At 39.7% G+C, this 24684-nt stretch carries 19 protein-coding genes and 1 pseudogene; 4 read left to right on the top strand and 16 right to left on the bottom strand.

What is annotated here, in order from left to right:
• The 3 genes from tsaE to DV63_RS15420 all read left to right on the top strand — a co-directional run.
• Positions 1-365, top strand: a 365-nt coding sequence (tsaE, locus tag DV63_RS15430) for a tRNA (adenosine(37)-N6)-threonylcarbamoyltransferase complex ATPase subunit type 1 TsaE (protein WP_020982462.1), incomplete at its 5' end; no start/stop codon positions are given.
• Positions 366-377: 12 nt separating this feature from the next.
• Positions 378-1100, top strand: coding sequence for an LPS export ABC transporter ATP-binding protein (gene lptB / locus DV63_RS15425; protein ID WP_000353233.1), 723 nt, complete (start codon positions 378-380; stop codon positions 1098-1100).
• A 2-nt stretch (positions 1101-1102) separates the two neighbouring features.
• On the top strand, positions 1103-2347 hold the full coding sequence (locus DV63_RS15420) for an RNA polymerase factor sigma-54 (RefSeq protein WP_000279768.1): 1245 nt from the start codon (positions 1103-1105) through the stop codon (positions 2345-2347).
• A gap of 112 nt (positions 2348-2459) precedes the next feature.
• On the opposite strand, the gene DV63_RS15415 is transcribed toward DV63_RS15420, so the two are convergent.
• The 6 genes from DV63_RS15415 to hopE form a co-directional block, all read right to left on the bottom strand.
• The gene (locus DV63_RS15415) at positions 2460-3680 is read right to left on the bottom strand and encodes an HD domain-containing protein (RefSeq protein ID WP_000270615.1); all 1221 of its coding nucleotides are present in this window, start codon (positions 3678-3680) and stop codon (positions 2460-2462) included.
• 168 nt (positions 3681-3848) lie between these two features.
• On the bottom strand, positions 3849-5942 hold the full coding sequence (locus DV63_RS15410; protein WP_020982461.1) for a porin family protein: 2094 nt from the start codon (positions 5940-5942) through the stop codon (positions 3849-3851).
• Between the two features lie 225 nt (positions 5943-6167).
• Positions 6168-7070 (bottom strand): SAM hydrolase/SAM-dependent halogenase family protein, encoded by a 903-nt coding sequence (locus DV63_RS15405; RefSeq protein ID WP_000751289.1) that lies wholly within the window; start codon positions 7068-7070, stop codon positions 6168-6170.
• A 237-nt stretch (positions 7071-7307) separates the two neighbouring features.
• Complete coding sequence (locus DV63_RS15400; RefSeq protein WP_000023617.1) at positions 7308-7652, bottom strand: hypothetical protein; 345 nt, start codon at positions 7650-7652, stop codon at positions 7308-7310.
• Positions 7653-7672: 20 nt separating this feature from the next.
• Positions 7673-8599, bottom strand: coding sequence for a 16S rRNA (cytosine(1402)-N(4))-methyltransferase RsmH (gene rsmH, locus DV63_RS15395; protein ID WP_001155382.1), 927 nt, complete (start codon positions 8597-8599; stop codon positions 7673-7675).
• Between the two features lie 180 nt (positions 8600-8779).
• Positions 8780-9601, bottom strand: a complete 822-nt coding sequence (gene hopE / locus DV63_RS15390) for a Hop family outer membrane protein HopE (RefSeq protein WP_000395406.1) — start codon at positions 9599-9601, stop codon at positions 8780-8782.
• A 164-nt stretch (positions 9602-9765) separates the two neighbouring features.
• Between hopE and uvrA the strand changes: the two genes are divergently transcribed.
• The gene (uvrA, locus tag DV63_RS15385; protein ID WP_001164030.1) at positions 9766-12591 is read left to right on the top strand and encodes an excinuclease ABC subunit UvrA; all 2826 of its coding nucleotides are present in this window, start codon (positions 9766-9768) and stop codon (positions 12589-12591) included.
• A 415-nt stretch (positions 12592-13006) separates the two neighbouring features.
• On the opposite strand, the pseudogene DV63_RS18565 reads toward uvrA, so the two are convergent.
• The 10 genes and pseudogenes from DV63_RS18565 to DV63_RS15335 all read right to left on the bottom strand — a co-directional run bounded on the left by DV63_RS18565 (position 13007) and on the right by DV63_RS15335 (position 24645).
• Positions 13007-13383 (bottom strand): annotated as a pseudogene (locus DV63_RS18565) (hypothetical protein).
• A gap of 355 nt (positions 13384-13738) precedes the next feature.
• A complete protein-coding gene (gene flgR / locus DV63_RS15375) occupies positions 13739-14884 on the bottom strand; it encodes a transcriptional activator FlgR (RefSeq protein WP_000684556.1) in 1146 nt (381 codons plus the stop codon).
• A complete protein-coding gene (locus DV63_RS15370) occupies positions 14881-15354 on the bottom strand; it encodes a hypothetical protein (RefSeq protein WP_017179821.1) in 474 nt (157 codons plus the stop codon). Before DV63_RS15370 ends, flgR begins: the two co-directional genes overlap by 4 nt.
• Positions 15354-17849 (bottom strand): DNA topoisomerase (ATP-hydrolyzing) subunit A, encoded by a 2496-nt coding sequence (gyrA, locus tag DV63_RS15365; RefSeq protein ID WP_001153770.1) that lies wholly within the window; start codon positions 17847-17849, stop codon positions 15354-15356. The genes DV63_RS15370 and gyrA overlap by 1 nt, the downstream gene beginning before the upstream one ends.
• Before the next feature lie 15 nt (positions 17850-17864).
• A complete protein-coding gene (locus DV63_RS15360; protein ID WP_001279174.1) occupies positions 17865-18251 on the bottom strand; it encodes a diacylglycerol kinase in 387 nt (128 codons plus the stop codon).
• Positions 18244-19257 carry a hypothetical protein gene (locus tag DV63_RS15355; RefSeq protein WP_050583103.1) on the bottom strand — a complete coding sequence of 338 codons (1014 nt, stop codon included), beginning with the start codon at positions 19255-19257 and terminating at the stop codon, positions 18244-18246. The genes DV63_RS15360 and DV63_RS15355 overlap by 8 nt, the downstream gene beginning before the upstream one ends.
• Positions 19258-19281: 24 nt before the next feature.
• The gene (locus DV63_RS15350) at positions 19282-19473 is read right to left on the bottom strand and encodes a DUF262 domain-containing protein (protein WP_000705440.1); all 192 of its coding nucleotides are present in this window, start codon (positions 19471-19473) and stop codon (positions 19282-19284) included.
• Positions 19474-19677: 204 nt separating this feature from the next.
• Entirely contained in the window at positions 19678-20178 is a 501-nt protein-coding gene (locus DV63_RS15345) for an acetone carboxylase subunit gamma (protein WP_001885650.1), read from the bottom strand.
• A 16-nt stretch (positions 20179-20194) separates the two neighbouring features.
• A complete protein-coding gene (locus DV63_RS15340; protein WP_001285071.1) occupies positions 20195-22492 on the bottom strand; it encodes a hydantoinase B/oxoprolinase family protein in 2298 nt (765 codons plus the stop codon).
• Positions 22493-22503: 11 nt separating this feature from the next.
• Complete coding sequence (locus DV63_RS15335; RefSeq protein WP_000650635.1) at positions 22504-24645, bottom strand: hydantoinase/oxoprolinase family protein; 2142 nt, start codon at positions 24643-24645, stop codon at positions 22504-22506.
• Positions 24646-24684: the final 39 nt, after the last annotated feature.

Here is a 24684-nt window from a genome sequence, read left to right as displayed (position 1 = left end):
CTGCCATTTTAAAAGATGATTTCAAGGGGGTGGTGCTTTTAAAAGGCGTTGTGGGGAGCGGTAAAACGACTTTGGTTCAAGCGTGCTTGAAACGCTTGGGTTTAGACATTCAAGCGACTTCACCCACCTTTAGCTTGATGCATGCTTATAGCGAGAGCGTGTTCCATTACGATTTTTACATGCGCGATTTAGAGGCTTGCTTGGAGCTTGGCATGTTAGAGTGCTTGTTAGAAAAGGGGATCCATTTTGTGGAATGGGGCGATGAAAAATTAGAAAAAATTTTAAAAAAATACGATTTAGCTATTAAGGTTGTGGAAATTAAAACCGAATCAACCAGCCGTTTTTATACAATAAAGATCGCTTAAAGGGTCGTTTGGATGGATATTTTAAAAGCAGAGCATTTAAACAAACAGATTAAAAAAACCAAAATCGTTTCAGATGTTTCTTTAGAAGTGAAAAGTGGCGAAGTGGTGGGGCTTTTAGGGCCTAATGGGGCGGGTAAAACCACCACCTTTTATATGATATGTGGGCTTTTAGAGCCTAGCGGGGGGAGCGTTTATTTAAACGATGTGGATTTGGCTAAATACCCCTTACACAAGCGCTCTAACTTAGGCATAGGCTACTTGCCCCAAGAATCCAGCATTTTTAAAGAATTGAGCGTGGAAGAAAATCTAGCCCTAGCAGGGGAGAGCACTTTTAAAAACTCTAAAGAGAGCGAAGAAAAAATGGAAAGCTTGCTAGACGCTTTTAATATCCAAGCCATAAGAGAGCGCAAGGGCATGAGCTTGAGCGGGGGAGAAAGAAGGCGCGTAGAAATCGCTAGGGCTTTAATGAAAAACCCTAAATTCGTGCTATTAGATGAGCCTTTTGCGGGCGTGGATCCGATTGCGGTGATTGACATTCAAAAAATCATTCAAAGCTTGATTGAATTAAACATCGGCGTGTTGATCACTGATCACAATGTGCGAGAGACTTTGAGCGTGTGCCACAGGGCGTATGTGATTAAAAGCGGCACGCTTTTAGCGAGCGGGAACGCTAATGAAATTTATGAAAACGCTTTGGTGCGTAAGTATTATTTAGGGGAAAATTTTAAGGTATAAACATGGCGGTTTTACGTGCAAATCTTAGCCCTAAAAACAAATTAAACGCCACCTTAAAAGGGTGGCTCCCCATTTTACAAAGCGAGCTTGAAGATTTAGAAGAAGTGTTGAAACAAAATGCCCTGGATAACCCCTTAATCAAAATTGAAAACAAACGCATCAAAAATTTTAGCGATCGTTTTAGCGCTAAAAACAGCAGCGATCATTTAGAAAATTTCGCAACCGCCTCTAAAAGCCTTTTTGAAACATTAGAAGCTCAAATCATTCCCCCCCTCTTTCCTACTGAAACCTCTCAAAAAATCGCTATGGATATTATCAGCGGGTTAAATAGTGAAGGGTATTTTGAAGAAAATATTGAAGAAAGGGCTAGAATTTTAGGGGTAGAGAGCGAAGTTTATGAAAAAGTGCGCAAGCGTTTTAGTTACCTTAATCCCGCTGGCATTGGCGCTAAAGACGTGAAAGAGAGCTTTTTATTCCAGTTAGAGAGTAGGGAATTAGACGATAATGAGCTTTATGAAGAAGCGCGAAAAATTATTTTAAATTTAGAAAAACACCATGAATTTTCTAAAGATTTTTATTACGAAAAGGCTTTAAAGATTTTGAAATCCTTTAAAAACCCCCCAGCCATTGAGTTTTTAGAAAAAGAAATAGAAGTCATTCCTGAACTTTTTATTGTAGAAGTGGATGATGAAATCATCGTGCGTTTGAATGATGAGAGCTACCCGACGATCAGTTTGGAAGAAAATCGCTTTGAGAATAGCGGCTATTTAAAAGAAAAATTAAAAGAGGCTAAAGATTTGATTGATGCACTAAATTTGAGAAAAGCCACGATTTATAAAATCGGTCTCATGCTTTTAGAGTATCAATACGATTTTTTTAAGGGTAAAAAATTGCGCCCTTTAAAACTATTAGATTTAGCCAATGAGTTTAACCACTCTGTAAGCACGATTTCAAGGGCTATTTCTAATAAATATTTGGCATGCGAAAGGGGGGTTTTCCCTATTAAGTATTTCTTTAGCACCGCCTTAGACAATAGCGAGACTTCAAACGCTGTGATTAAAGACTATCTTTTAGAATTGATCAAAAATGAAGACAAAAAAGAGCCTTTGAGCGACGCTAAGATTTTAGAACTCATTGAAGAAAAATTCCATTTGAAAATGGTAAGAAGAACGATCACCAAATACCGCCAACTGCTCAACATCGCTTCTTCAAGCGAAAGGAAAAAGCTCTATTTGATGCGTGCTTGAAAAACACCAATCAAACGATTTTGCTCTCATTGAGCGTAAATGATAAAATTAAAATACTTTTAAGCATTTTTTTATATTTTATAACCAATACGCTATTCAATAGATCTATAAATCACTTAAAATCCCTAAACAATTTCCCTAAATCCAAATCAAGCAGTTCTGTTTGGGATCGCAATTCTAAAAGGTTTTGAGCCCCTTTAATCAAATCGTTACTAGAAATCCCATGAGAAAGAGAGATTTGAGCTTCTAAAAACGCGCTCAAATGATCGCACACCTTCAAAAGCTCCCCGCAAACCCCAAGATATTCATCGCTGTTATAAAGCGTGAACAATTCTTCAGCGTCTTTAGTGAAAACGATTTTGTGGGACTTGTCTTTGTAGCGGTTTTTAAACTCGTTTTCGGTGAAATATTTCAAATCTTCTTGAACGCCCAAAGAAACAAAAGAATAGACTTTGTTTTGCATTTCCTTTTTTTCAATCTCTTTAATGCAGTTATCAAGCCCCGCAACGCTTTGTTTGATGGGCGTGATAATGTCTCGGGTTAAAATCTCGGGCAAATCATGGAAAAGCCCGCCCAAAAAATGATTGATCCGCATGCTTTTACAAGCTTTTAAATCAAAGCTCAATAAATACCCCATAATCGCCACGCATAAGGTATGCCCTAGGACACTCGTTTGCGGCACTCTTGGGGTTTGGCTCCAGCGCTTTTGGAAACGCAACTGCCCAAACATGCTCACCAATTTTTTCAGATCTTCTTTTTCCCCAAAAAGCCCTTCAAACAAATGCTCGTTATTGTGGAGTTGCTTGTCAATTTTATCTTTAATTTCTTTCACGCCATACATGTTGGGGTTAAAATGATAAATAATATCAAACTCCCACTTAGACGCATAAAAATGCGCGCTCTCTAAAATTTGAGTTTCTAAAATTTGGGGCCTGTGGCTTAAATACTCTTTTAATTCCTCTAAAGAAAAATACGCGCTGATTTCATCTTGCAAACTTTGCGCGACATAGGAGGCTAATTCTTGACTGTGCGTTTGTTGGAGGGCGTAAAAAATAGGGGGTTTAATATCGGTTAAAACCAAGCGTTCTAAAAATTCAAAGCAAAAATACTTGATTAAAAGATCTAAATCCAAGTCATTACCCCTGTCTTTTAAATCTTTAGCGAGCAAATACGCAATCATCGCTTTATGGGCTTGCTTGTCTAATTCCACAAATTCCAAAGGGCATGCCTGGTCATTCCAACGCCTAATAGATGCGCCCACAAACACACGCCTCAAAAATTTAGTTTTGAGTTTAGGGGCTTTTAGGGGTTTAATAGGATGAGCCGCATACATAACTTTCCTTTTTATACTATTTTGAATATTAAAGCTATGATCTTAGATTGAAAAACCTTAACGCACCACTATCAATACTAACTTAAATCTTATTATACGGAAAAAAAGACAAAAATAAGGCTTTTATTTAAAAAAATATTTATTTATTTCTATCAATTCATTTCACGCTCAAAACACCCACCCGTAATTAAAAAACACCTTAAAATGGCTAGCCCCTTCATTGAAAACAAGAGAGTTTGTGTAACCATCACCGCTAGAAACAATGCTGGCTTTTCTTTGGATTAAAGGAATGCTAATCCCTACAGAATATTTAGAATGCTTATAGCGGTAGTTCAATCCAGTAGTCGCATCTAAATTGCCGCTTCCTTTGACTTTATTGAGCGCATAATAGCTGTTATACAGGCCCCTTAACCCCCCAAAGATACCAAAAGATGAAGAAAAGTTCCTTCTGGTTTGGATGCCTGTAGGGTTATTTTTATTGGAGTAAGTGGTGATGAAATCCACTAACAAATCTATCCCCCCACCATAGCTTAGTTGCTGGACTTTCTCGCTGCTCGCTTTAGCGTAATTGTATTTGATGATGCCATAATAAGCCAACCCTATGAAATCATTGAAGTAGTTTTGATAGCCTATTTTCACATTAACGCCCAATAAAGGGGATCTGAAGCGTTGCGAACTCTTTGAATGGTGATAAGAAGTCGTTGTTGTCGTGGAAGTGGTCGTCAGGGTTTTTTGAATGGTGCCAATCACAGAATTAGCCATATCTTGCGTGTTCAAACTAGCGTTTAGGTTGTAGTTTGTTTGGCTATTGAGATTAGCGAAATTGATCGGTAAAGCGTTTTGATTGATGAGCTGCTGCCAAACCGCTGCTGTTACCCCTAGAAAGCCAGCTGGGACATCCGCGCAATTGTGGTAGATAGAATTAGGGTAGTTGCTAGGGAAAGCGCTTTGACCTTGACCCCCATAAAGCGAACACACATTATAGGGGAGGCCATCAGAATCTTTTGGCTTGCCATTATTATCTTTTTCCACTTGACCATCTTTCATCACCGGCACTCTTTGATAAGTCATGTTCCCATTGTGGGTGTAGCCCTTGGTGTGGCTGAATTCATGCAAGATGGCTCTTAAATCCTCTAAATTGATAGTCTTAAGGTTGTTGCCAAAGAGTTTTTGGGGGTTTAGAGCCGAAGCGACTACGGCTAATTGACCGTAATTCTTGCCATCATCATTATTTGTGGGAGTAGTATTAGAACCTAGCCCATCAACCCCAGCTCCATTCAAAAGACTCACATCAAGATCCGTTTTGCCTCTGAAATTATTGACGATGCTTTGTTTGTTTAACACATAACTTTTATTTTGAGGATTGACAAGCCCGTTTGTCCCAGGATTTACGCATTCGTTCTCTTTGCTCGTATCGCATTCCCCTCCTCCGCCTTTATTAGTGAATTCAAAAGGAGCGTTTAAAATCGCATCACCCCAAGACTGAGAGTCTAAGACAGCGATCATGTTCAACATTAAATTAGTGAATTCTTCGGCGGTTTTAGCGGTGAATTTTTCCGTCTTATCTTTGGCGCTTTCAAAATTATTTGTATCGCTGTATTTCATGACCAAATTGGTGTTGATTTTACTGAGCGTTTCAAACACCCTTTGCGTGTTAGGATCAGAATGTGGCGTGCTCAAGATTTCGAAAGTGGGGAAAGTGAAGCTAGGCTCACGCTTGGTTTCACTAACACTGCTAGTTGTTTTATTTTTCCTGCGTTCAGCTTCTTTTTCATAGTACTTCTTCTGCTCCTCCATAATATTATCAAAAACCTGTTTGGTTTCATTGAATTGTTGGTAAGATAAAACGATTTTAGATTGCTTAGGGAGCGTTTCAATCACGCCCAGATCGATCACATTGCCTTGAGCGTCTGTAAAACTAAGCTTAACATTATTTAAATTATAAGGCAAAAAGTTTTCTATCGTTAAATGACCACTCAAATCCAAACTCGCCCTAACAGGTCTTAAAGAGGAAAACGATAATTTGGATATATCCGCATCCTTAAACAGATTAGTTGCTCTTTGTAAAATGGAGTTTAGTGGTAAATAATTGTAATTGTTCATGGTGGTTTTTGTGGTCGTTTGAGTCGTGGTGTGTCTTTTTTCTTGCGTTTGAACGCCTTCTAACAGCCCGGTTTCAAACCCGGCTTCTATGAAAAAGCCGTTTTTCTCATTCGCTTCTAAAGCGCTGAACAATAAAAATGGAATGAATAGTTTTCTCATGGTTATCTCTTTTTGGTTTATAGTGTCTTTATTATACAATTCAAGGGGGTTGTTTGTTTGTTTTTTGGAATTTAAAGTTTTTACAAGAGATTAAAATTTCATATTGAAACAAAATTTTAAAAACAAGCGTTTGTTTTGGGGCTAATTTAGCATGAATTAGGTTGTGTTAATGAAAGTTTGATAGTTAAAATCTTTAACTCCCCCTTAATTTTTCTCAAAAGCGCTTTACTTAGCGCACTTCTTTATATCAATATTCCAGTCAGCACCGGATTTAATTTGATATTTTTGCGCGAAATTACCCATATTTAGCGCCACAGAAACATTCAACAAGCTGTTTAGATAGACCAACGGCTGGCCTTCTAAAACACCGCCAAAGCTCGCAACATACGGCATTTTCCCTTCGTATTTTTTCTTGGAACCTTTAGAAATAGTTACACACAATATATCGTTGCGTTTGATTTTTGCTTGATTAAGCAGTTTATCACTGATATTGCTCCAAACATTGCCGTATTGGATATCAAGAACTGGGATATTACCCTTCACCTCCCCTTTTGTCGCTTTCGCTTTTTGGTAAGGAATTTCAACAACTTTTGCGGGAAGCTCTGGCCCGACCTGCTCGAATGTGATCGCCCCAGAAGCCAAGCGCGCCCCAGTGTAAGCATACACATCACGACCATGGAAAGTATAGGATTTTTCAGAACCTTTCAAGCGGTTAGCTTTTTCATCAATTTCACGCACGCTATCAATCCCCAAAGTTTGCGCCACCAAAGTCAGCGTGCCGTTATCCGGCGAGACGAAATACTGGCCGTTTTTAGTTTTCAATACCACCGATTTACGCTTAGTGCCTACGCCCGGATCAACTACGCTCACAAAGACCGAACCTTGCGGCCAATAACTAGCGGTCTGATACAAGCGGTAAGCGCCTTCCCAGATGTTATACGGGGGGATTTCGTGCGTTAAATCAAAGATTTTAAGATTGGAATTAACGCTGAAAGCGACGCCTTTCATCGCCGAGACAGCCCCATCTTTTAGGCTAAAATCGGTTTGTAAAATCAAAGCGTTATCTGCATGAACAGACGATAACCCTATGCACGCTGATAAAAACAACGCTGAAATCGTTTTTTTCATCTATGCTATTTCCCAAATAACAAAAGTGGAGTGGATCGTTTTCTCATGGTTATCCTTTGTTGGCTTAAAGTGTTTTTATTATACAATTTAAGGGGATTGTTTGTTGGTTTTTCAAAATTTAAAGTTTTTACAAGGGATTAAAATTTCGTATTGAAACAAAATTTTAAAAACAAGCGTTTGTTTTAGGGCTAATTTAGCAGTAATTAGGCTCTCTTAAGGGGATAGGGGGTTTTTCACTTAAAACGCAATATCGCCAATATTTTCACTATTCTCTATATAGTATTTAAAACGCTCTTTTTCTAATTCGTTTTTCAGGATTTGTTGTTCTTCTAAAAGCAGGCGTTTTTGATCTTCTAGGGTGTTGATTTTACGGCTAATATAATAGATATTATTGCTTAAATAGATTTTAGGCGCTAACAGAGCTAAAAACGCACCCCCAAAAACCAATACCCCTATTAAAGCCATTAAAGAAAGACCATGCGGATTTTCATTTGCAGTTCCAGAAAATAATTCTTTCTTTTCGTTCTCTTCTATGCGCACAAAGCGTTCTTTTTCATTTGAAGAATGGTTTTTTATACTCATGGCTTACTCATATGACTTATTTAAGGTTTGAATTGAAACACCCTCATTTTAGCGCTTCGTGAACGCCTGTTGTTTTTAATTTCTTCTGGGCTTGGGGTGATGGGCTTTTTGGTTAAAATTTCGCCTAAAGCGTGATTGTTAGAGCAGGCACATTGGAAACTTAAAGGATCGCAAATGCAATTTTTAGCGTAATCTTTAAAAGCGTTTTTCACTAATTTATCTTCTAAAGAATGAAAAGAAATCACGCACAAAATCGCTCCCTTAAGGTTTCTAGCGCATTGTAAAAACTCTTTTAACTCTTCTAATTCGCTATTGACTTCTATGCGAACGGCTTGAAACACCAAAGTCGCTGGATGGATTTTTTTATTTTTAGAAAGAGAGCTTAAAAAATCGCTCAAATCCTTAGCGTCTTTAAAGGGTTTTTTAGCGCGCCTTTCTGCAATTTTATGGGCGATTTTTTTGTATTCTTTGATTTCGCCATAATCTCTAAAGATTTTTTCTAACGCCATTACAGAATAAGAGTTGATGACTTTTTGAGCGTTCAAATCGCTCTCTAAATCCATGCGCATATCCAGAGTGTGCGAGTGGAAATTAAACCCTCTGCTATCATCATCAAGTTGCAAAGAGCTCACCCCTAAATCCACTAAAACCCCTTTAATTTCCTTGTTATGCGTTTCTAGGGCTTCTTTAAAGCGTTTGGCAAACCCCCCGCTTAAGAAATTGTAACGCCCTTCAAAGGCTTTCAATCGTTCTTTAGCGATTTCTTGAGCGAACTTATCTTTATCAATGCCAATGAGTTTCAGGTGCGGTTTTTGGGATAGAAGGGCTTTAGAATGCCCTCCTAACCCTAAAGTGCAATCAATCAAAACCCCTTCTTCTAAAGGCGTGAACGCTTGCAAAACTTCTTGCAACAAAACGCTTTGGTGCAAACCCTCTATCTCTTGCAAACAATCCCCTTAAAACCCCTAGATGAATTTTCCAAATACCCACTCAATGGTATTGGTTTTGTTGGTTACGCTCAAAAGTTTCTTTATAATCAATCTTAGCTTTTTAAGATGCGAAAACCCAAACTAAAATCCTTTTTATAAAGACTAGAAAGGGCTTAAAGATACCCCCTTTTAAAGGGTTTAAAAAGTGTAGTTATACCCTAAATAAAGCGAATAATCCCGTTTCAAATGGTAATAAAGATTGGTAGCGTTAGGACCCGCACTCAAAAACTTGTTAATGAGTAGCGGCACTCTCACGCCAAACTCTACGCCATTATGCTTATAGATATTGGCTCTCACCCCAAAATTCAACCACACCTGAAAAGCGACGGTGGAAGTGTTGGTGCTATAAGGAGCGTTAGGGTTGCAATAAGTAGGGGTACAAACATCAGGCCCTTTAGCTTCAATGATTTGCTCTTTCCAATAGTTTGCCGCTGAGCTTTTCCAAGTGTTACCACCGATAGCGACCCCACCAAAAATACCAAAAGAAGCGTTGTCTTTATCAATAATATCGGCTAACAAATCGCTCCCCACACCCCAAGAAACCATATCCAACTGGATTTTATTAGGTGCATAAACCTGCTTACCTAAATCGGCATGCCCATAATCAAAAAGCCCATACACTCTAAAACCAAACCACTTGCTTGTCATATCTAACGACTTGAACTGGAAGAACTTCTTATAACCCACATTCAACCCAAGACCATTCAAAGCCCCATTAGCGTATTTAGCATGCCAGTTGATATTGGTGTGTCCTGGATTATACTTATTAGCGGTAAGACCTGGGGGGCAACCTACAACACTCCCTGTGCAATCCCCTGTGTTATAAATATTACTATTCAAACGGGCTTGTCCAAGCTGATAATTAGTCCCTATATAAACACCATCACCTTCGGCTAACAACGAAGAGCTTAAAACTGCGGATAGAAGCCCTAAAGCTACAAACTTTTTCATAAATTCCATTCCTTTACATTCCTATCTTTAAAATTGTCTCATAAAATAATAGCATGTTTATCCTTAATCAAGCAAATATTTTTAACTCTTATGAATAAGAAATGATAATAAAACCATTCTTTTTTGAAGTATAATAGCTCCTTTTAATCCATTTTCTTATTTTAAGGAAACTCTTGCAACATAAAACCATTATGGATAAGATCATTATTCAAGGGGCTAGGGAAAATAATCTCAAAAATATCTTTTTAGAAATCCCTAAAAACCAATTTGTTGTTTTTACCGGATTAAGCGGTTCGGGTAAATCCACTCTGGCGTTTGACACTTTATACGCTGAAGGCCAAAGACGCTATTTAGAGAGTTTGTCCAGCTATGCTAGGCAATTTTTAGACAAAGTGGGTAAGCCTAATGTGGATAAAATTGAAGGCCTAACCCCTGCGATCGCTATTGATCAAAAAACCACTTCTAAAAACCCTAGATCCACTGTGGGGACGATCACTGAGATTTATGATTATTTAAGGTTGCTGTTTGCAAGGGTTGGGGAGCAATTTTGCCCCACATGTTTAGAACCCATTAGTTCTATGAGCGCGAGCGATATTATTTCTCAAATCTGTCATTTAGAAGAAAATTCTAAAATCATCATTCTAGCCCCCATTATTAAAGATAAAAAAGGTTCGTTTAACGATAAATTAGAGAGCTTGCGTTTAAAGGGGTATGTGAGGGCTTTTGTTGATGGGGTGATGGTGCGTTTAGATGAAGAAATCCATTTGCACAAAACCAAAAAACACACCATTGAAGCGGTGGTAGATAGGGTGGTTATTAATAGCGAAAACGCTTCACGGATCGCTAGCGCAGTAGAAAAAGCCCTTAAAGAAAGCTATGGGGAATTAGAAGTGGAAATCTTGCAAGACAACGCCCCAAGCATCAGAAAGCATTACAGCGAGCATAAGGCATGTTTTAAATGCAAGATGAGTTTTGAAGAATTAGAGCCTTTGAGTTTTTCTTTTAATTCGCCTAAAGGGGCGTGCGAGAGCTGTTTGGGTTTGGGGACAAAATTTAGCTTAGACATTAGTAAGATTTTAGATCCTAACACGCCTTTAAATCAAGGAGCGATTAAAGTGATTTTTGGGTATAACCGCAGTTATTACGCTCAAATGTTTGAAGGCTTTTGCGGATATAATGGCATTGACAGCACGCTTTGTTTTAACGAATTGAATAAAGAGCAACAGGACGCTCTTTTGTATGGGAATGGCACTGAAATCAGCTTTCATTTTAAAAACAGCTCTTTAAAACGCCCTTGGAAAGGCATTATCCAAATCGCTTATGACATGTTCAAAGAGCAAAAGGATTTGAGCGATTACATGAGCGAAAAAACCTGTTCTTCGTGCGAGGGGCATCGTTTGAAAGCCTCCAGTTTGAGCGTTCAAGTCGCTGGCTTGAAAATGGCGGATTTTTTAACTAAGCCCATTGAAGAGGTCTATCACTTTTTTAACGATCCCACGCATTTTAGCTATCTTAACGAGCAGGAAAAAAAGATCGCTGAACCCATTTTAAAAGAGATTTTAGAAAGGGTGTTTTTTTTATACGATGTGGGGTTAGGGTATTTGACTTTAGGGAGGGATGCGCGAACGATTAGCGGAGGGGAGAGCCAAAGGATACGAATCGCTAGCCAAATCGGAAGTGGTTTGACAGGGGTCTTGTATGTTTTAGACGAGCCTAGCATTGGTTTGCATGAAAAGGACACGCTCAAACTCATCAACACCCTTAGGAATTTACAAAAAAAGGGGAACACGCTCATTGTCGTAGAGCATGATAAAGAGACGATTAAGCATGCGGATTTTGTTGTGGATATTGGGCCAAAGGCTGGAAGGCATGGGGGTGAAGTGGTTTTTAGCGGGAGCGTAAAAGATTTGTTGCAAAATAACCATTCTACCGCCTTGTATCTCAACGGCACTAAAAAGATTGAGCGCCCTAAATTTGAACCCCCTAAAGAAAAACATTTTTTAGAAATTAAAAATGTCAATATCAATAACATTAAGAATTTGAGCGTTCAAATCCCTTTAAAACAATTGGTGTGCATTACTGGGGTGAGCGGGAGCGGTAAAAGCTCGCTGATTTTACAAACCCTTTTACCCACCGCTCAAACCCTTTTAAACCATGCTAAAAAAATTCAAAGCTTGAATGGGGTGGAGATTGTAGGGTTGGAGCATTTGGATAAAGTGATTTATTTAGACCAAGCCCCCATAGGCAAAACCCCACGAAGCAACCCTGCCACTTATACAGGAGTGATGGATGAGATTAGGATTTTATTTGCCGAGCAAAAAGAAGCTAAAATTTTAGGCTATAGCGCGAGCCGTTTTAGCTTTAATGTTAAAGGGGGGCGGTGCGAGAAATGCCAAGGCGATGGGGATATTAAAATAGAAATGCACTTTTTGCCTGATGTGTTAGTCCAATGCGATAGCTGTAAGGGCGCTAAATACAACCCCCAAACTTTAGAAATCAAGGTGAAAGGCAAATCCATTGCCGATGTGTTGAACATGAGCGTAGAAGAAGCCTATGAATTTTTTGCTAAATTCCCTAAAATCGCTGTGAAGTTAAAAACGCTTATAGATGTGGGCTTAGGCTATATCACTTTAGGGCAAAACGCTACGACTTTAAGTGGGGGGGAGGCTCAAAGGATCAAATTGGCTAAAGAATTGAGTAAAAAAGACACAGGCAAAACCCTTTATATTTTAGATGAGCCTACCACCGGTTTGCATTTTGAAGACGTGAATCACCTTTTACAAGTCTTGCATTCTTTAGTGGCGTTAGGCAATTCCATGCTGGTGATTGAGCATAATTTAGACATTATCAAAAACGCTGACTACATTATAGACATGGGGCCTGATGGGGGGGATAAGGGCGGGAAAGTCATTGCGAGCGGCACGCCTTTAGAGGTGGCAAAAAATTGCGAAAAAACCCAAAGCTATACGGGAAAATTTTTAGCTTTGGAATTGAAATAGCTTGGTTTGTTTGTTAAAACGATGTGAGGCTGAATAAAATAAAGATAGCTAAATATTAGAGATTAGAAACATTAGCGTCATTGTCTTAAAATCACAAGGCTAGTGGCAATAATAGCCACTTGATCATGCAAGAGTTAGCAAAGAAGCCATGCCTTTAAAATCATCGCATGAAAGTTTGAAAGATGAGAAAGCATTAAGGAAAATAGAAACCAAGCCGACACTCTCTAACCATTACAGAAACGGCTATTATCATTAAGTGTTGATCATAAATTATAAAAAATGCTAAAAAACATTTTTTATAATCAATAGTAAAGAGCTTGATTTTAATGGGGCAATAATTTTTGTAGCACGGTCTTAGGGGTTAAAAAATGACTTTTAATTTAAAAAAATAAGAAGATTAAGACCCAACAAGATTTTATTTATTATTGTTTTCCTTCCGCATGATAATCGCTTGAATGGGATCTTTACCGAGAAGGTTGCCAATAAAGGCCCCTTCAACAGCTCGTAAAACACCTGGCTTGTCATTCTAACGGCTGTCTTCTTTGAGTCTTTAAGATATTTGGGGAATTGCATTTTAACTTCTCTATCAATCATAGACCCCCACTTTTTATAGCGGAATTTGATCATAAATTCCGTTCCTTATATCCGCTCTACCTTGTAACTCCTAAACCCAACCCCCAAATACTTCCTCATCAACCACTCAATGTTGTAAGGCCCTCTATCCAAAAAACGCCTGATATTTGCAGAAAACCCTAAACACTCATTAACCACTAATTCCTTAACGATAAACAATCTGCAATTGATAAAATCACCATCCTTATCGTTAAGAACATCAATGATTTTATAAGAGCTACCATTAATAGAACGAGTTAGGTTTCTGTGGTTCTTTATTAGCCTTTAATTCATTAAATTCATCAAAAATATCCGCCATGAAACCATCATCATTTACAGAATGTAAAAAAATCATCCGCTAACATAAAAACTCCCCATTAATTGAACCCCAATCTTTAAACCCTTTTAAGCAAAAATCCCAAATTAAGCGTTTCTGATAAATGCTTTTTCTAATAACTCCATGAAATTATAGTGTGATCACTAAAACTTATTAAACTTATCTGGTTGCAGATGGTTTATAAAGAAGCTCTACAAACTACCTTTCCAAAAACAAATCTTTCTCTTGGATTTCTGATCCTTCGCTTAAAATCGCCGCTCTCTCCACGACGCCTAAAAGCTCTCGCACATTCCCATGCCAAGAGTATTCTAAAAGGCGTTTAGCGGCGTTTTTTGAAAAAGATTTTGGCCCCAAATGATACGCATCGCACACTTCTTTAAGTTTGATTTCAGCAATGGGTAAAATCTCTTCAACCCTCTCCCTCAAAGGCGCGATAGTTATAGGCACAATCTGCAAGCGGAAAAACAGATCCTCTCTGAATTCTTTCGTAGCGATTTTTTCTTTCATGTTAGCGTTGGTAGCGGAAATGAAACGAACATCAATTTTAACGCTCTTATTATCCCCAAGGCGCGTGATTTCTTTTTCTTGAACCACTCTTAAAAGTTTGCTTTGCAATTGAAAGGGCATTTCAGCGATTTCATCTAAAAAGATCGTGCCTTTATTCGCGCTCTCAAAAAGCCCCATTTTAGGAGCTGTGGCGTCCGTGAACGCCCCTTTTTGATACCCAAAAAGCTCGCTTTCTAATAAATGCTCTGGGATTGCGGACATGTTGATCGCTATAAAAGGGTGTTTAGAGCGTTGCGAATGCTCGTGGATAAAATGAGCAAAAACTTCCTTACCCACCCCGCTTTCGCCTAATAGCATGACATTAGCGTCCGTGCTTGCGACTTTTAAGGCTTGCCGTTTGCTCTCTTCTAACGCTTTTGAAGTGGCTAAAAAGCTGTGTTTGTGTGGTTTTTTTAAAGGTTTTTCTAAAGGGTGTTTTTTTTGAAATTCTAAAACTTTTTTAGTGCGATAGATGGATTCTAAAAGCAATTCTGGTTTAAAAGGCTTTTGGAAAAAGTCTTTCACGCCTAAACGAATGGAATCAATGGCTTTATTCAAGGTCGCATTACCGGTAATCACAATGGATTCATACTTGCCTTCTAAAAGGCGTAAAAATTCCAAGCCGTCCATATGGGGCATGTTAATATCCGTGATGACCAAATCAAAGCTTTCATCTAACTTCACTAAAGCGTCTTTAGGGTTTTTAAAACTCACAATCTCTAAATCGTCTTGAAGCTCAAAAAAAAGCTCCAGGCTTTTACGCATGTTAATATCATCTTCTACAATGGCGATTTTCATTCTTCTTCCTTTCTAAAAATATCTAAAAACAGCGCATCTCCCACTAAACTCGCTCTAACGCTTAAGGCTTTGAGGTTAAGAATGCTTGTGGTAGTGGTGCCGTTTTTATAGCTATGATCATAATGCGTGATAGCGACTTGGCTTTTTAAAAGGCAGTCTATGACTCGCTCTTTTTCTTTTTTTAACGCTATTTCTAAAAGGAAGCGTTCTAGTTTGGTTTGGAGCAAGGGGTTTTTCAAATTGGGTAAGTTACGAGTGATGATGGAGCAATGATAGTCTAAAACATAGGGGGCTGTTTTGATGCGGCTAACGATAGGCTTAGAGACAGAATACTCTTCGCCCATCACTCTAGAATCGACGATTTTCAAGCGATACGAAATTAAAAATTCTTGATCTTCTAGGGGGCTTAGGGCATGCAAAGAAACCCCTAAAAAATACAATAAAAAATAACAGAATAAAAAGAAACGCATCACTCAAATAATTGTGCAGGAGGGTTTTCTAAATTTTCTGGCTCTTCTTCTTTAGGGCAAGAATTGACATACATGACTTTATCGGCGGTGTTTATGAGCTTTACCCCACTAGCGTTTCTTCCGGTTTCTCTAATGTCTTTAATGGAAACTCTAATCATTTTCGCGCTCGCAGTAAGGATCATCAAATCTAGGTTCTCATCATCTACGCTGATAACGCCCACTAGATTGCCGGTTTTTTGAGTGAGCTTCATGCCAATGACCCCCTTACCTCCACGAGATTGCTCTCTATACGCTTCGGCTAAAGTTTGCTTGCCAAGCCCGTTTTCACTCACGCTCAAAAGCTTGTTGCCATCATCGTTAATAACGACCGCACCGACAACAAAATCGTTTTCATTCAGCCTAATCCCTATAACCCCACGAGTAGTTCTTCCGATCTCGCGCACATCTTCTAAAGGGAATTTAATGAAAATACCCAAATGCGATGCGATGAGCAAATGCTTAGCGTTTTTATCCACAACTTTTGCACTCACTAATTCATCGCCTTCATCTAAAACAATCGCTCTGATACCACAACTCCTGTTGCTTTCAAATTCGCTCAAATTGGTGCGCTTCACCACGCCATTTTTCGTGAAGAAAGCTAAAGAGCGTTCATCGCTAAAGTCTTTGGTGCTTAGAGTCGCCATGATCTTTTCATCCGGAGCGAGCGAGATTAAATTCACAACGGCTTTACCCATAGCGATCCGGCTCGCTTCTGGAATTTTATAGACTTTCAAATGATACAATTGCCCCTTATTGGTGATAAAGAGCAAAATATCATGCGTGTTAGCCACAAAAAAGTTTTCAATGAAATCGTCTTCATAAGTGCTGCCTGAAAGCTTGCCTTTACCACCACGATTTTGCTTTTCATAAGCTTTTAAATCCACTCTTTTCACATAGCCTTTATAGCTCATGCTCACCACCATAGGCTCATTAGCGATCAAATCTTCTATGTCAATATTTTCATAAGATTCTTGAATTTCAGTGCGCCTTGGAGAAGAAAATTGCTCTTTGACTTCTAAAAGTTCTGTTTTGACAACTTCATTCAAGCGATCTTCGCTCTTTAAAATGCCATTGAGATCATCAATAAGCTCTAGCAGGTTTTGGTATTCTTCTTTGATCTTATCCCTTTCAAGGCCTGTTAAGCGTTGCAAACGCATTTCTAAAATGGCTTTGCTTTGGATTTCGCTCAAAGTGAAACGCTCCATTAAGGCGTTTTTAGCCGCTTCTGGGCTTTGGCTTGTTTTAATGAGCTGCACGATTTCATCAATATTGTCCAAGGCGATCAAATAGCCCTCTAAAATATGCACTCTGGCCTTAGCCTTTTCTAATTCAAAAATCGTGCGTCTTATAATAATGGTTTTTCTGTGGTTTAAGAAAAGGTGCAACAACTCTAAAAGCGTGAAAATCTTAGGCTCTTTATTGTAAATAGCGAGTAGAATGATGCTAAAAGTGGTTTCCATAGTGGTGAGTTTGTAGAGATGGTTTAAGACAATTTCACTCATCGCGTCTCTTTTTAATTCAATCACCACTCTAATGCCCTCTCTATCGCTCTCATCGCGAACTTCGCTAATGCCTTCAATTTGTTTTTCTCGCGCTAAATCGCTGATTTGTTCCACTAATTTGGCTTTATTGGTTTGAAAAGGCATTTCATCTAAAACGATGATTTCTTTATTTTTCGTCTTTTCCACATGCACTTTAGCCCGCACTTTCACGCGCCCTCGCCCCGTTTTATAGGCTTCAACAATCCCCGCCTTGCCATAAATGATCCCACCAGTGGGAAAGTCAGGCCCTTTGACAAATTCCAAAATTTCATCTAATTCAGCGTTAGGGTTTTCTAAGACATGCACTAAAGCGTCTATGATTTCATCAATTCTGTGGGGGGGGATAGAAGTCGCCATTCCTACGGCGATCCCATTAGCCCCATTGACTAAAAGGTTAGGCAGACGGCTTGGTAGAATATCTGGCTCTTTTAAGGTGTCATCATAATTAGGCACAAAATCAATGGTGTCTTTATCAATATCCCTTAAAATTTCTTCACTCGCCTTAGTCATTCTGGCTTCAGTGTAACGCATCGCTGCAGCGTTATCGCCATCAATAGAGCCAAAGTTGCCCTGCCCATCCACCAATTCCAAACGCATGGAAAAATCTTGCGCCATTCTCACTAGCGCATCATAAACCGCGTTATCGCCATGGGGGTGGTATTTACCAATCACATCACCCACGATCCTAGCGCTTTTTTTGTAAGCGACTTTGGAAGTAAGGCCTAATTCATGCATCGCATACAAAATGCGCCTATGCACAGGCTTTAAGCCATCTCTAGCGTCCGGTAAAGCGCGCCCTATGATCACGCTCATTGAATAAGCTAAATAGCTCTCTTCAATAGAAGAATCAATCCCCACTTCTACAATATTTTTTGTTTCATTGACTGAATTATCTTGGACTGAATTATCTTGCATGTGTCTCCCTAAAATTTAATTAAAATAAAGCGTTAAAAGATAACGCCCCCAAATAAAAGCCCAAAAAATAAGCCCTATCAGTTGGGCTGCACTGGCCATGTCTTTAGCTTTTTTGGCTAAGGGGTGGAACTCTTTACTGGTAAAATCCACAGCCTTTTCAATAGAGCTGTTGATGAGTTCAACCACCACCGATAAAAAACAAGGTGCAATCAATAGCCCCCATTCTAAAAAATCTTTGGCTAAATAGCTCGCTAGAACGATACAAAAAAGAGCCAAGATGGCAATTTGCCTGAACGCACTCTCTTCAGCCCATGCGCATTTAAGCCCGTCTTTAGAATAAAAAAGGGCTTTAAAAAGGCGTTTAAACCCTTTAGCTTTGGGGGGGACTTTGAAATCACTCATGGCTTATTTTGTAAGATTGAAAGAAATTCACGCTAAGGCTATCTAACAAGGCGTTAAAAGTTAGCTTGGTGTTGTCTTTAGCTTGGGCATTAAGAACGATTTGGGATTGTTTGTCTTTAGCCATAGAAACAAAGGCTTGCAACAATCCTTTAAAATTTTGTTGGAGTGCTGTATTGTCTTTAAAACGGGATTGGAACAAGGCTATAAAATAGTTTTCTAAAGAAGCTAACGCGCTTTCATAAGAGACGCTAGGGGTTTGAGATCGCAAACTAAAATAAGGGGAAAAAAAGCCCAAACTCTCTTTATGTTGGTGGTAAAAGGCTTCCAAAAGGTTTTTAAGATGGTGCGCTTGGATAGAAACGCCCAACTTTGGTGCTGAAAAACGCAGTTTGTCTTGCAACTCTTCTATGGCTTTAGCGTCTTTAGAACTCAAGGTTTTAAAAATATTTTTAAGGGATAGATTTTCTTGAGTCTCCATTAAACCCTCTTGAAAAAAAGTGTAAGCAAGGATATTTTCCGCATTAGTCAAATCGCATTTTAAGTTGTCGTTTAAGGTTTTTTCATCTAGAGCGTTGAATGTTAAAGAGCAATTCAAGCGCGTGGGTTTCATTTTTTCTAATAAGGTATTCAAATCTTTTAGGGGGATTTGGCTGATTTTTTGCTGAATATCTTGTTCTAAAATAGGGGATTTGATTTGAGAATGGACAGAAAGAGTAAGAGAGCTTTTATCTAAAGAATTGAGCTTAATACTCAAATTTTTAAAATCCATAATAGGGGAGTTTTGAGGATCTAAAAAACTGATCTCTTTAGAAGTGCATGCAATTTTAAAAAACCCTTCGCATTCAAAAGGAGCGCCTACAATCCCCATGCCCTTAATATGGGGGCGTTGATCCAAATAAGCGTTAAGATAAGCGGTTAAAGATTTTTTAACCGACATGCTGGTAAAGAAGATAAACACCCCTAAAAGCACGCAAATTAAAGCCCCAATAACCACCATCCAAGACATGAATTTTTTAGTCAAAAACACCCTTTATTTTATTGAAAGCGTAGTGATAGAACACATAAAATGCGTTTTCTTATTTTGAGAAATACTGACAATATCTTGCAGTAATTTTCCACAATTTTCTTCTTCCCAAGTGTGGTTTCGCTGGTGTACAAGGACAGAAAACATCGTGTTTGTTAGGGCAAAAAAGTCGTTAGCAATGCCTTGTGTTATTTTCATAGCTTTTCCTTGTTAGATGGAATTAAAATTATACCTAGTATTAAATCAAAAAAAAAGAAAAAGAGCTTAAAATTTTGAAAAAGTCCTAATTTGTGGCTGAATTTGTTGGGATTGAAAGAATTTGCTTGAGTTGAATTAACCCAAGCTTTTTATAAGTGTGCCAAAGAGGCATAAAGCCTCTTTATAAAAAAGGATTGAGCACTCTTAGCGTCTTTCTGGGGGCTGTATGCCTAGCCAATCTTTATAAAACACCTCTATATCAGGCTCAAAATCATGGATCACAGGATACCAAGGAGTTGGGGCTTCAACATCTAAAAGGATGCCGCAATCCGGGCAAATATACTCCCGATACACCTGCCAGTTAGTATCACTGGCTAAGAGTTTAGGATACACCTCTTCCATTTTTTCTGCTGTATCGCGCACATAGATGTTTGCATGCAATTTCCAATTCTCCTCTGGAGCGCAAAACGCATGACCGCATGAACACTTAATAACCCACTTCTTTTGAGGATCTTGCACCACAAACAAATGCGGCCCCAAGGGTAAGACGATTTTATCATCAAAATCTACCTTATCTTGCAACACCTTCAAATACATTTGAAACCTTTCATGATCTTTAGGCATGCTAAGCATTTTTAAGACAGTGTTCCAATCCAAGTTCCCCTCTACCAAATTTTTAATTTGTTCTTGTGTGTATTTTGACATGACCATTCTCCTTTCTTTATTTCTCATCAACCAACAGAACTGTGCGCACATCAGGCAATTTGCTCAAATCCATCCTGTATTTAGATCCATAGGTGAATACGCCAAGCTCATCTTCTTTCACGCTCCAGCTCTTTGGCAAGTTCCAAAATGTTTTAAAATCGTTTAAAAACTTGGGCGAGAGATCAAAGCTAGTCGCATACATGTGCTTAACCTGTTTGGAAGCCTCTTTTTCAAGAATAGCGTTTCTTTCTTGCTCCATCCATTCTTTTACAGGGATGGATCTAGCCTTTCTGTTTTCAAGAATTTCTTTTCTTCTGGCTTTCGTTTTGGCTTCATCGCCGACCCACACGCCGTCTTTATTTTGGCTCACAATCGCACCATAAACCTTGTAAGCGTATTCTGGCAATAGCTGTTTGCTGTTGAGATCTTCTAAAATCGCATTCAAATCCCTTTCAATCGGATCGCCAAATCCAGGACCGCCTTTGATGTAGTTCAAATACAAGTCATAATTGTCAAAACAGTTCTCGGTGGTGATGCATTGCTTATCCCTTTTGACTTGAGACGCATGAGAAATGTGCTTTTCATAATCGCGATCCGTTGGGTTAAAATCGCCCCCCAAAGGCAAGCTGGCGTTATTTTTAATCCTGTTTTTCAAGTCGGTGTTGTGCGCTTCAAACCTATAGCCACTAGCCGCTGGATAGCCCCCCATCATACCCCAATCGCTATTCATATAGCCATTACCCATAAAGAACATGGTCCAATCATGCGCACCCCACACCATTCTTAAGGTTTCAAACCCGTTACCGCCTCGATATTTCCCATACCCACCGGTATTGGCTTTGACATTCCTGCCTAGATAAAGAAGAGGCTCTGCCATTTCCCAAATTTCAACATCGCCCATATCGCCCTCTGGGTTCCAAATAGCCGCTGCGTGATTTAGGCCGTCTTTTATCGCGCAAGCTCCAGTCCCACAAGAACTCGTCTCAAAGCTATTCACCGCATGGATTTCTCCATCCTGGTTGATACCACCGCCTTGCAACCAATTGGAAGTATTAGCGTTCCCGGAATTGACCTCTTCTAAATACCCTCGGCTGTAATACGCTTGAGACAAACCTCTCCACAAAGCGCTCCAGCCTGATACCAAGAAATGCCACGCATAAGCATGCCCGGTGCGCCTGTCATCTGGATTCATCCAAGTCCCTTTTTTGAGTCTGAATTGAGTCGCAAAATAAGCGCCATCATTGATGCGAGAAGTGGGTATCAGCGTTTGAGTCATCATCACCCAAATACCGCTAGTAAAAGACACTTGGTTGCAATTAAAAGAGTGCCATCCCCACCTAGACGCGCCATCAAAATCTAATTTCCATGTAGCGTCTTTATTAATAGTGATCTCCACAGGAGAGTGCATGATTGTGTCTAGCTTAGCAAATTCAGAGCACACGCCAATATCTTTATGCGCATAAGGCACATCCACAAACGCTACCTTCCTGTACTTGCCTGGTATGGTCATGGATTTGATCCTAGAGATAAGGCCTCTCCTCCCCTCTTCAATCACCTCATCAATAAATCGCATGTAAGAATCAATGCCGTCTTCTTTAATGACTTCCATCACTAAATCCCTAATCATATGGCATCCTGCAATCCTAGTCCTTTCATCCAAAATCCAATATTTAGGCGTTCTTACCGATCTTTGAGATTCATGCAACCAATCTTTAAAGCTCTCATCATTCGCTCCCGTCTTACGGCAAGTGATCATGTATCCATCCCCAAATCTTTGAACCTGCCCAGTGCTCATCGATCCTGGAGTAACTGATCCGGTATCAATCACATGCGTAACGCCACCTACCCATCCGATCAATTTTTCATCGTGGAAAATAGGCACAAGAGTCATAATATCGCATGGGTGCACATTCCCAATCGCGCAGTCGTTATTGGTGAAAATATCCTTGTCATTGATGCCTGGGTTATCTTCCCAATTATTCTCTACCATGTATTTGATAGCTGATCCCATAGTGCCTACATGGATAATGATACCCGTAGAAGTCAGCACGCTATCGCCCACAGCGTTATAAAGCGTGAAGCACAACTCACCCTCTTGCTCAACAATAGGGCTTGCCGCAATCCTTTTAGCTGTTTCTCTGGCATGCACGATACCGCCTCTTAATTTAGAGAACATCTTCTCATAACCGATCGGATCTCTTTCTTTAAACTCTAGTTTTTTGAGACCATTGTAATGCCCTGTTTTTTCTGTCCTGGCTAGGATTTCATCTCTAGCTTGTTTTAAAGTTTTGCCGTTTTTCAATAAATTTGCCATTTTGAACTCCTTTATTTAATTTCTTTCAAGTGGAACAATCGGTGTTTGTCTAGTCTTGTCGCAAAGCCTCTAGGTATCACGAATGTGGTCGCATCTGATTCCACGATCGCAGGCCCTATCACTTCATTTCCAGGCAGTAATTTTTCCATTTGCCACACATCTGCATCCACCCATTTTTTATGACGATAGAATTTTCTAACGCCTATTTTGGCTTCTTTTGGAGGCGTAGCGCCATGCTCTTTTTCAACCGGAATCACAGGTTTTTGCGTAGCCACAACACCACGCATGATCACGCCAGTCACGCTAAAACCAAGCTCTGGAGAACACGCTGATTCAGAATAAACGCGAGCGTAGGTTTTTTCATATTCTTTGACAATCTCTTCCCAATCAGCCACGCTTGCAGCTTTTGACACAGGAGAAGTGATCTCTAAATCATTCAATTGCCCCATATACTGCATCCTGTATCCAGGTCTTAAAATCACATCTTTTTCAGAGAATCCATTGATCTTGAACTCTTCAATCACTTTGAGAGTCAATTCATCCCATGCGTCTTGAATGATTTTGCATGCTTCTATTTTGGACTTGTCTGAAGAATACTGCGGAATGGCAATATCCACGCTCTTATCGTATCTGTATTCAAAATCAGCGCAAGCACAACCAAAAGCGCTAAATCCAGCCGCCCACGCAGGCACTACCACATCCTTAAACCCTAAGCCTTCTGTATAACCATAGGTATGCACAGGCCCTGCGCCACCATATGAAAAGCACACAAAATCAGACGGGCTATACCCTTTAGCGCTAATATTGGATCGCAAGTATTCTTTAAGATCCAAATCAAGCAACTCAATCACACCTGCAGCCGCATCTTCTACGCTAATGCCTAGCGGATCAGCAATTTGCTCTTTAATGTGTTTTTTAGCCCTATCCACATCTAATTTGATCAAACCGCCTAAGAAATTATCCGGGTTCAAATATCCTAAAACAATGTGGCAATCGGTTACTGAAACCGTATCTAATCCGCTGTCTTTCCAACAAGTGCCAACTCTATACCCCGCGCTGTCAGGCCCTAGTTTAACCGATTGGCTGTGCGGATCAATGCGCACAAAACTCCCCGCACCAGCACCAACAGAATCCATAGCCACAAGCGGTAAGGATAAAACAAGGCGTGCCATATCAGGGTCAGAAGCGATGTTAAAATTGCTTTTAACGATAAGCGCCATATCAAAGCTCGTGCCGCCAATATCGCTGCATGCAATATTGTCATAACCAAGCGTTTCGCCTAATAATTTAGATCCAATCACGCCTCCAATAGGGCCACTCACGATCGTTCTAGCGAGCTCTTTAGCTTTCCAGCTAATGGTGCCTCCATGCGTTGCCATCACACGAAGATCAAATTTAGCACCATGCTCTTTGAAGCGGTTGCTGACTTTAGAGAGGGTTTGTCTGCTTGGCTCAGCCGCATAAGCTTCCAAAATAGTGGTGTTCATTCTGTGGCTTTCTTTTCTTTGAGGGTAGTAATCCACAGAAGCGAATACAGGAATATTTTTACCCAATTTTTCAATCTCTTTTAACGCTATATCTCTAACGATCCGCTCGCTTTCAGCGTTTTTATGAGATTGCAACAAGCAAATCACAATGGCTTTCGCGCCTGCTTCTAAAAGCTCCTTAACAGCAACTTTAACCTCTTCTTGACGCACTGGGATAACCACTTGCCCCTTGACATCGGTTCTTTCTGTAACGCCTCTAATCCTTTTTAAAGGAATCAGCGGATCATCATACTTGTGCGTGTTGATATGCAACCTTTCTTCTAGCGCATACCCCAAGTAGGATTGCAACGCTCTGCCCATAGAATGCATTTGCTCAAAACCCTTATTGCAAATCAGGCCCACTTCCATCCCGCGCCTTTGGACGACCCGATTGAGCATCGCCGTGCCTGAATACACGCAAGTGACCAACTCTGGATAAACCTTACTGACATCTGATTTCCAATGCGATAAAGCGTCTTGCGAGCTATTATAAATAGCTAAACTCTCATCTTCTGGGTTGCTTTGGGCTTTACCAACTACGAAACTGCCATTTTCTTTCACAAAAAATGTGTCCGTCATGGTGCCACCGGCATCAATACCCATCACTTGAACTCTTGCGTCTTTCATTTTTTAGACTCCTTGTATTAAAGTGTTGCTCGAGGTAAC

The organism is Helicobacter pylori FD535, from assembly GCF_000296015.2.
GTDB classification, from domain to species: domain Bacteria; phylum Campylobacterota; class Campylobacteria; order Campylobacterales; family Helicobacteraceae; genus Helicobacter; species Helicobacter pylori_CT.
Note: the sequence above shows the minus strand (reverse complement) of the source record. Positions and strands in the feature narration are given on the sequence as shown.

What these genes read in the sequence shown, in the direction of transcription:
- DV63_RS15335 (WP_000650635.1), bottom strand. Translation starts at nt 24,645, where the DNA reads ATGAAAGACGCAAGAGTTCAAGTGATGGGTATTGATGCCGGTGGCACC.
- DV63_RS15420 (WP_000279768.1), top strand. Translation starts at nt 1,103, where the DNA reads ATGGCGGTTTTACGTGCAAATCTTAGCCCTAAAAACAAATTAAACGCC.
- DV63_RS15405 (WP_000751289.1), bottom strand. Translation starts at nt 7,070, where the DNA reads ATGAAAAAAACGATTTCAGCGTTGTTTTTATCAGCGTGCATAGGGTTA.
- DV63_RS15400 (WP_000023617.1), bottom strand. Translation starts at nt 7,652, where the DNA reads ATGAGTATAAAAAACCATTCTTCAAATGAAAAAGAACGCTTTGTGCGC.
- DV63_RS15345 (WP_001885650.1), bottom strand. Translation starts at nt 20,178, where the DNA reads ATGTCAAAATACACACAAGAACAAATTAAAAATTTGGTAGAGGGGAAC.
- DV63_RS15350 (WP_000705440.1), bottom strand. Translation starts at nt 19,473, where the DNA reads ATGAAAATAACACAAGGCATTGCTAACGACTTTTTTGCCCTAACAAAC.
- DV63_RS15355 (WP_050583103.1), bottom strand. Translation starts at nt 19,257, where the DNA reads ATGTCTTGGATGGTGGTTATTGGGGCTTTAATTTGCGTGCTTTTAGGG.
- gyrA (WP_001153770.1), bottom strand. Translation starts at nt 17,849, where the DNA reads ATGCAAGATAATTCAGTCCAAGATAATTCAGTCAATGAAACAAAAAAT.
- DV63_RS15370 (WP_017179821.1), bottom strand. Translation starts at nt 15,354, where the DNA reads ATGCGTTTCTTTTTATTCTGTTATTTTTTATTGTATTTTTTAGGGGTT.
- DV63_RS15360 (WP_001279174.1), bottom strand. Translation starts at nt 18,251, where the DNA reads ATGAGTGATTTCAAAGTCCCCCCCAAAGCTAAAGGGTTTAAACGCCTT.
- DV63_RS15410 (WP_020982461.1), bottom strand. Translation starts at nt 5,942, where the DNA reads ATGAGAAAACTATTCATTCCATTTTTATTGTTCAGCGCTTTAGAAGCG.
- DV63_RS15340 (WP_001285071.1), bottom strand. Translation starts at nt 22,492, where the DNA reads ATGGCAAATTTATTGAAAAACGGCAAAACTTTAAAACAAGCTAGAGAT.
- flgR (WP_000684556.1), bottom strand. Translation starts at nt 14,884, where the DNA reads ATGAAAATCGCCATTGTAGAAGATGATATTAACATGCGTAAAAGCCTG.
- DV63_RS15415 (WP_000270615.1), bottom strand. Translation starts at nt 3,680, where the DNA reads ATGTATGCGGCTCATCCTATTAAACCCCTAAAAGCCCCTAAACTCAAA.
- lptB (WP_000353233.1), top strand. Translation starts at nt 378, where the DNA reads ATGGATATTTTAAAAGCAGAGCATTTAAACAAACAGATTAAAAAAACC.
- hopE (WP_000395406.1), bottom strand. Translation starts at nt 9,601, where the DNA reads ATGGAATTTATGAAAAAGTTTGTAGCTTTAGGGCTTCTATCCGCAGTT.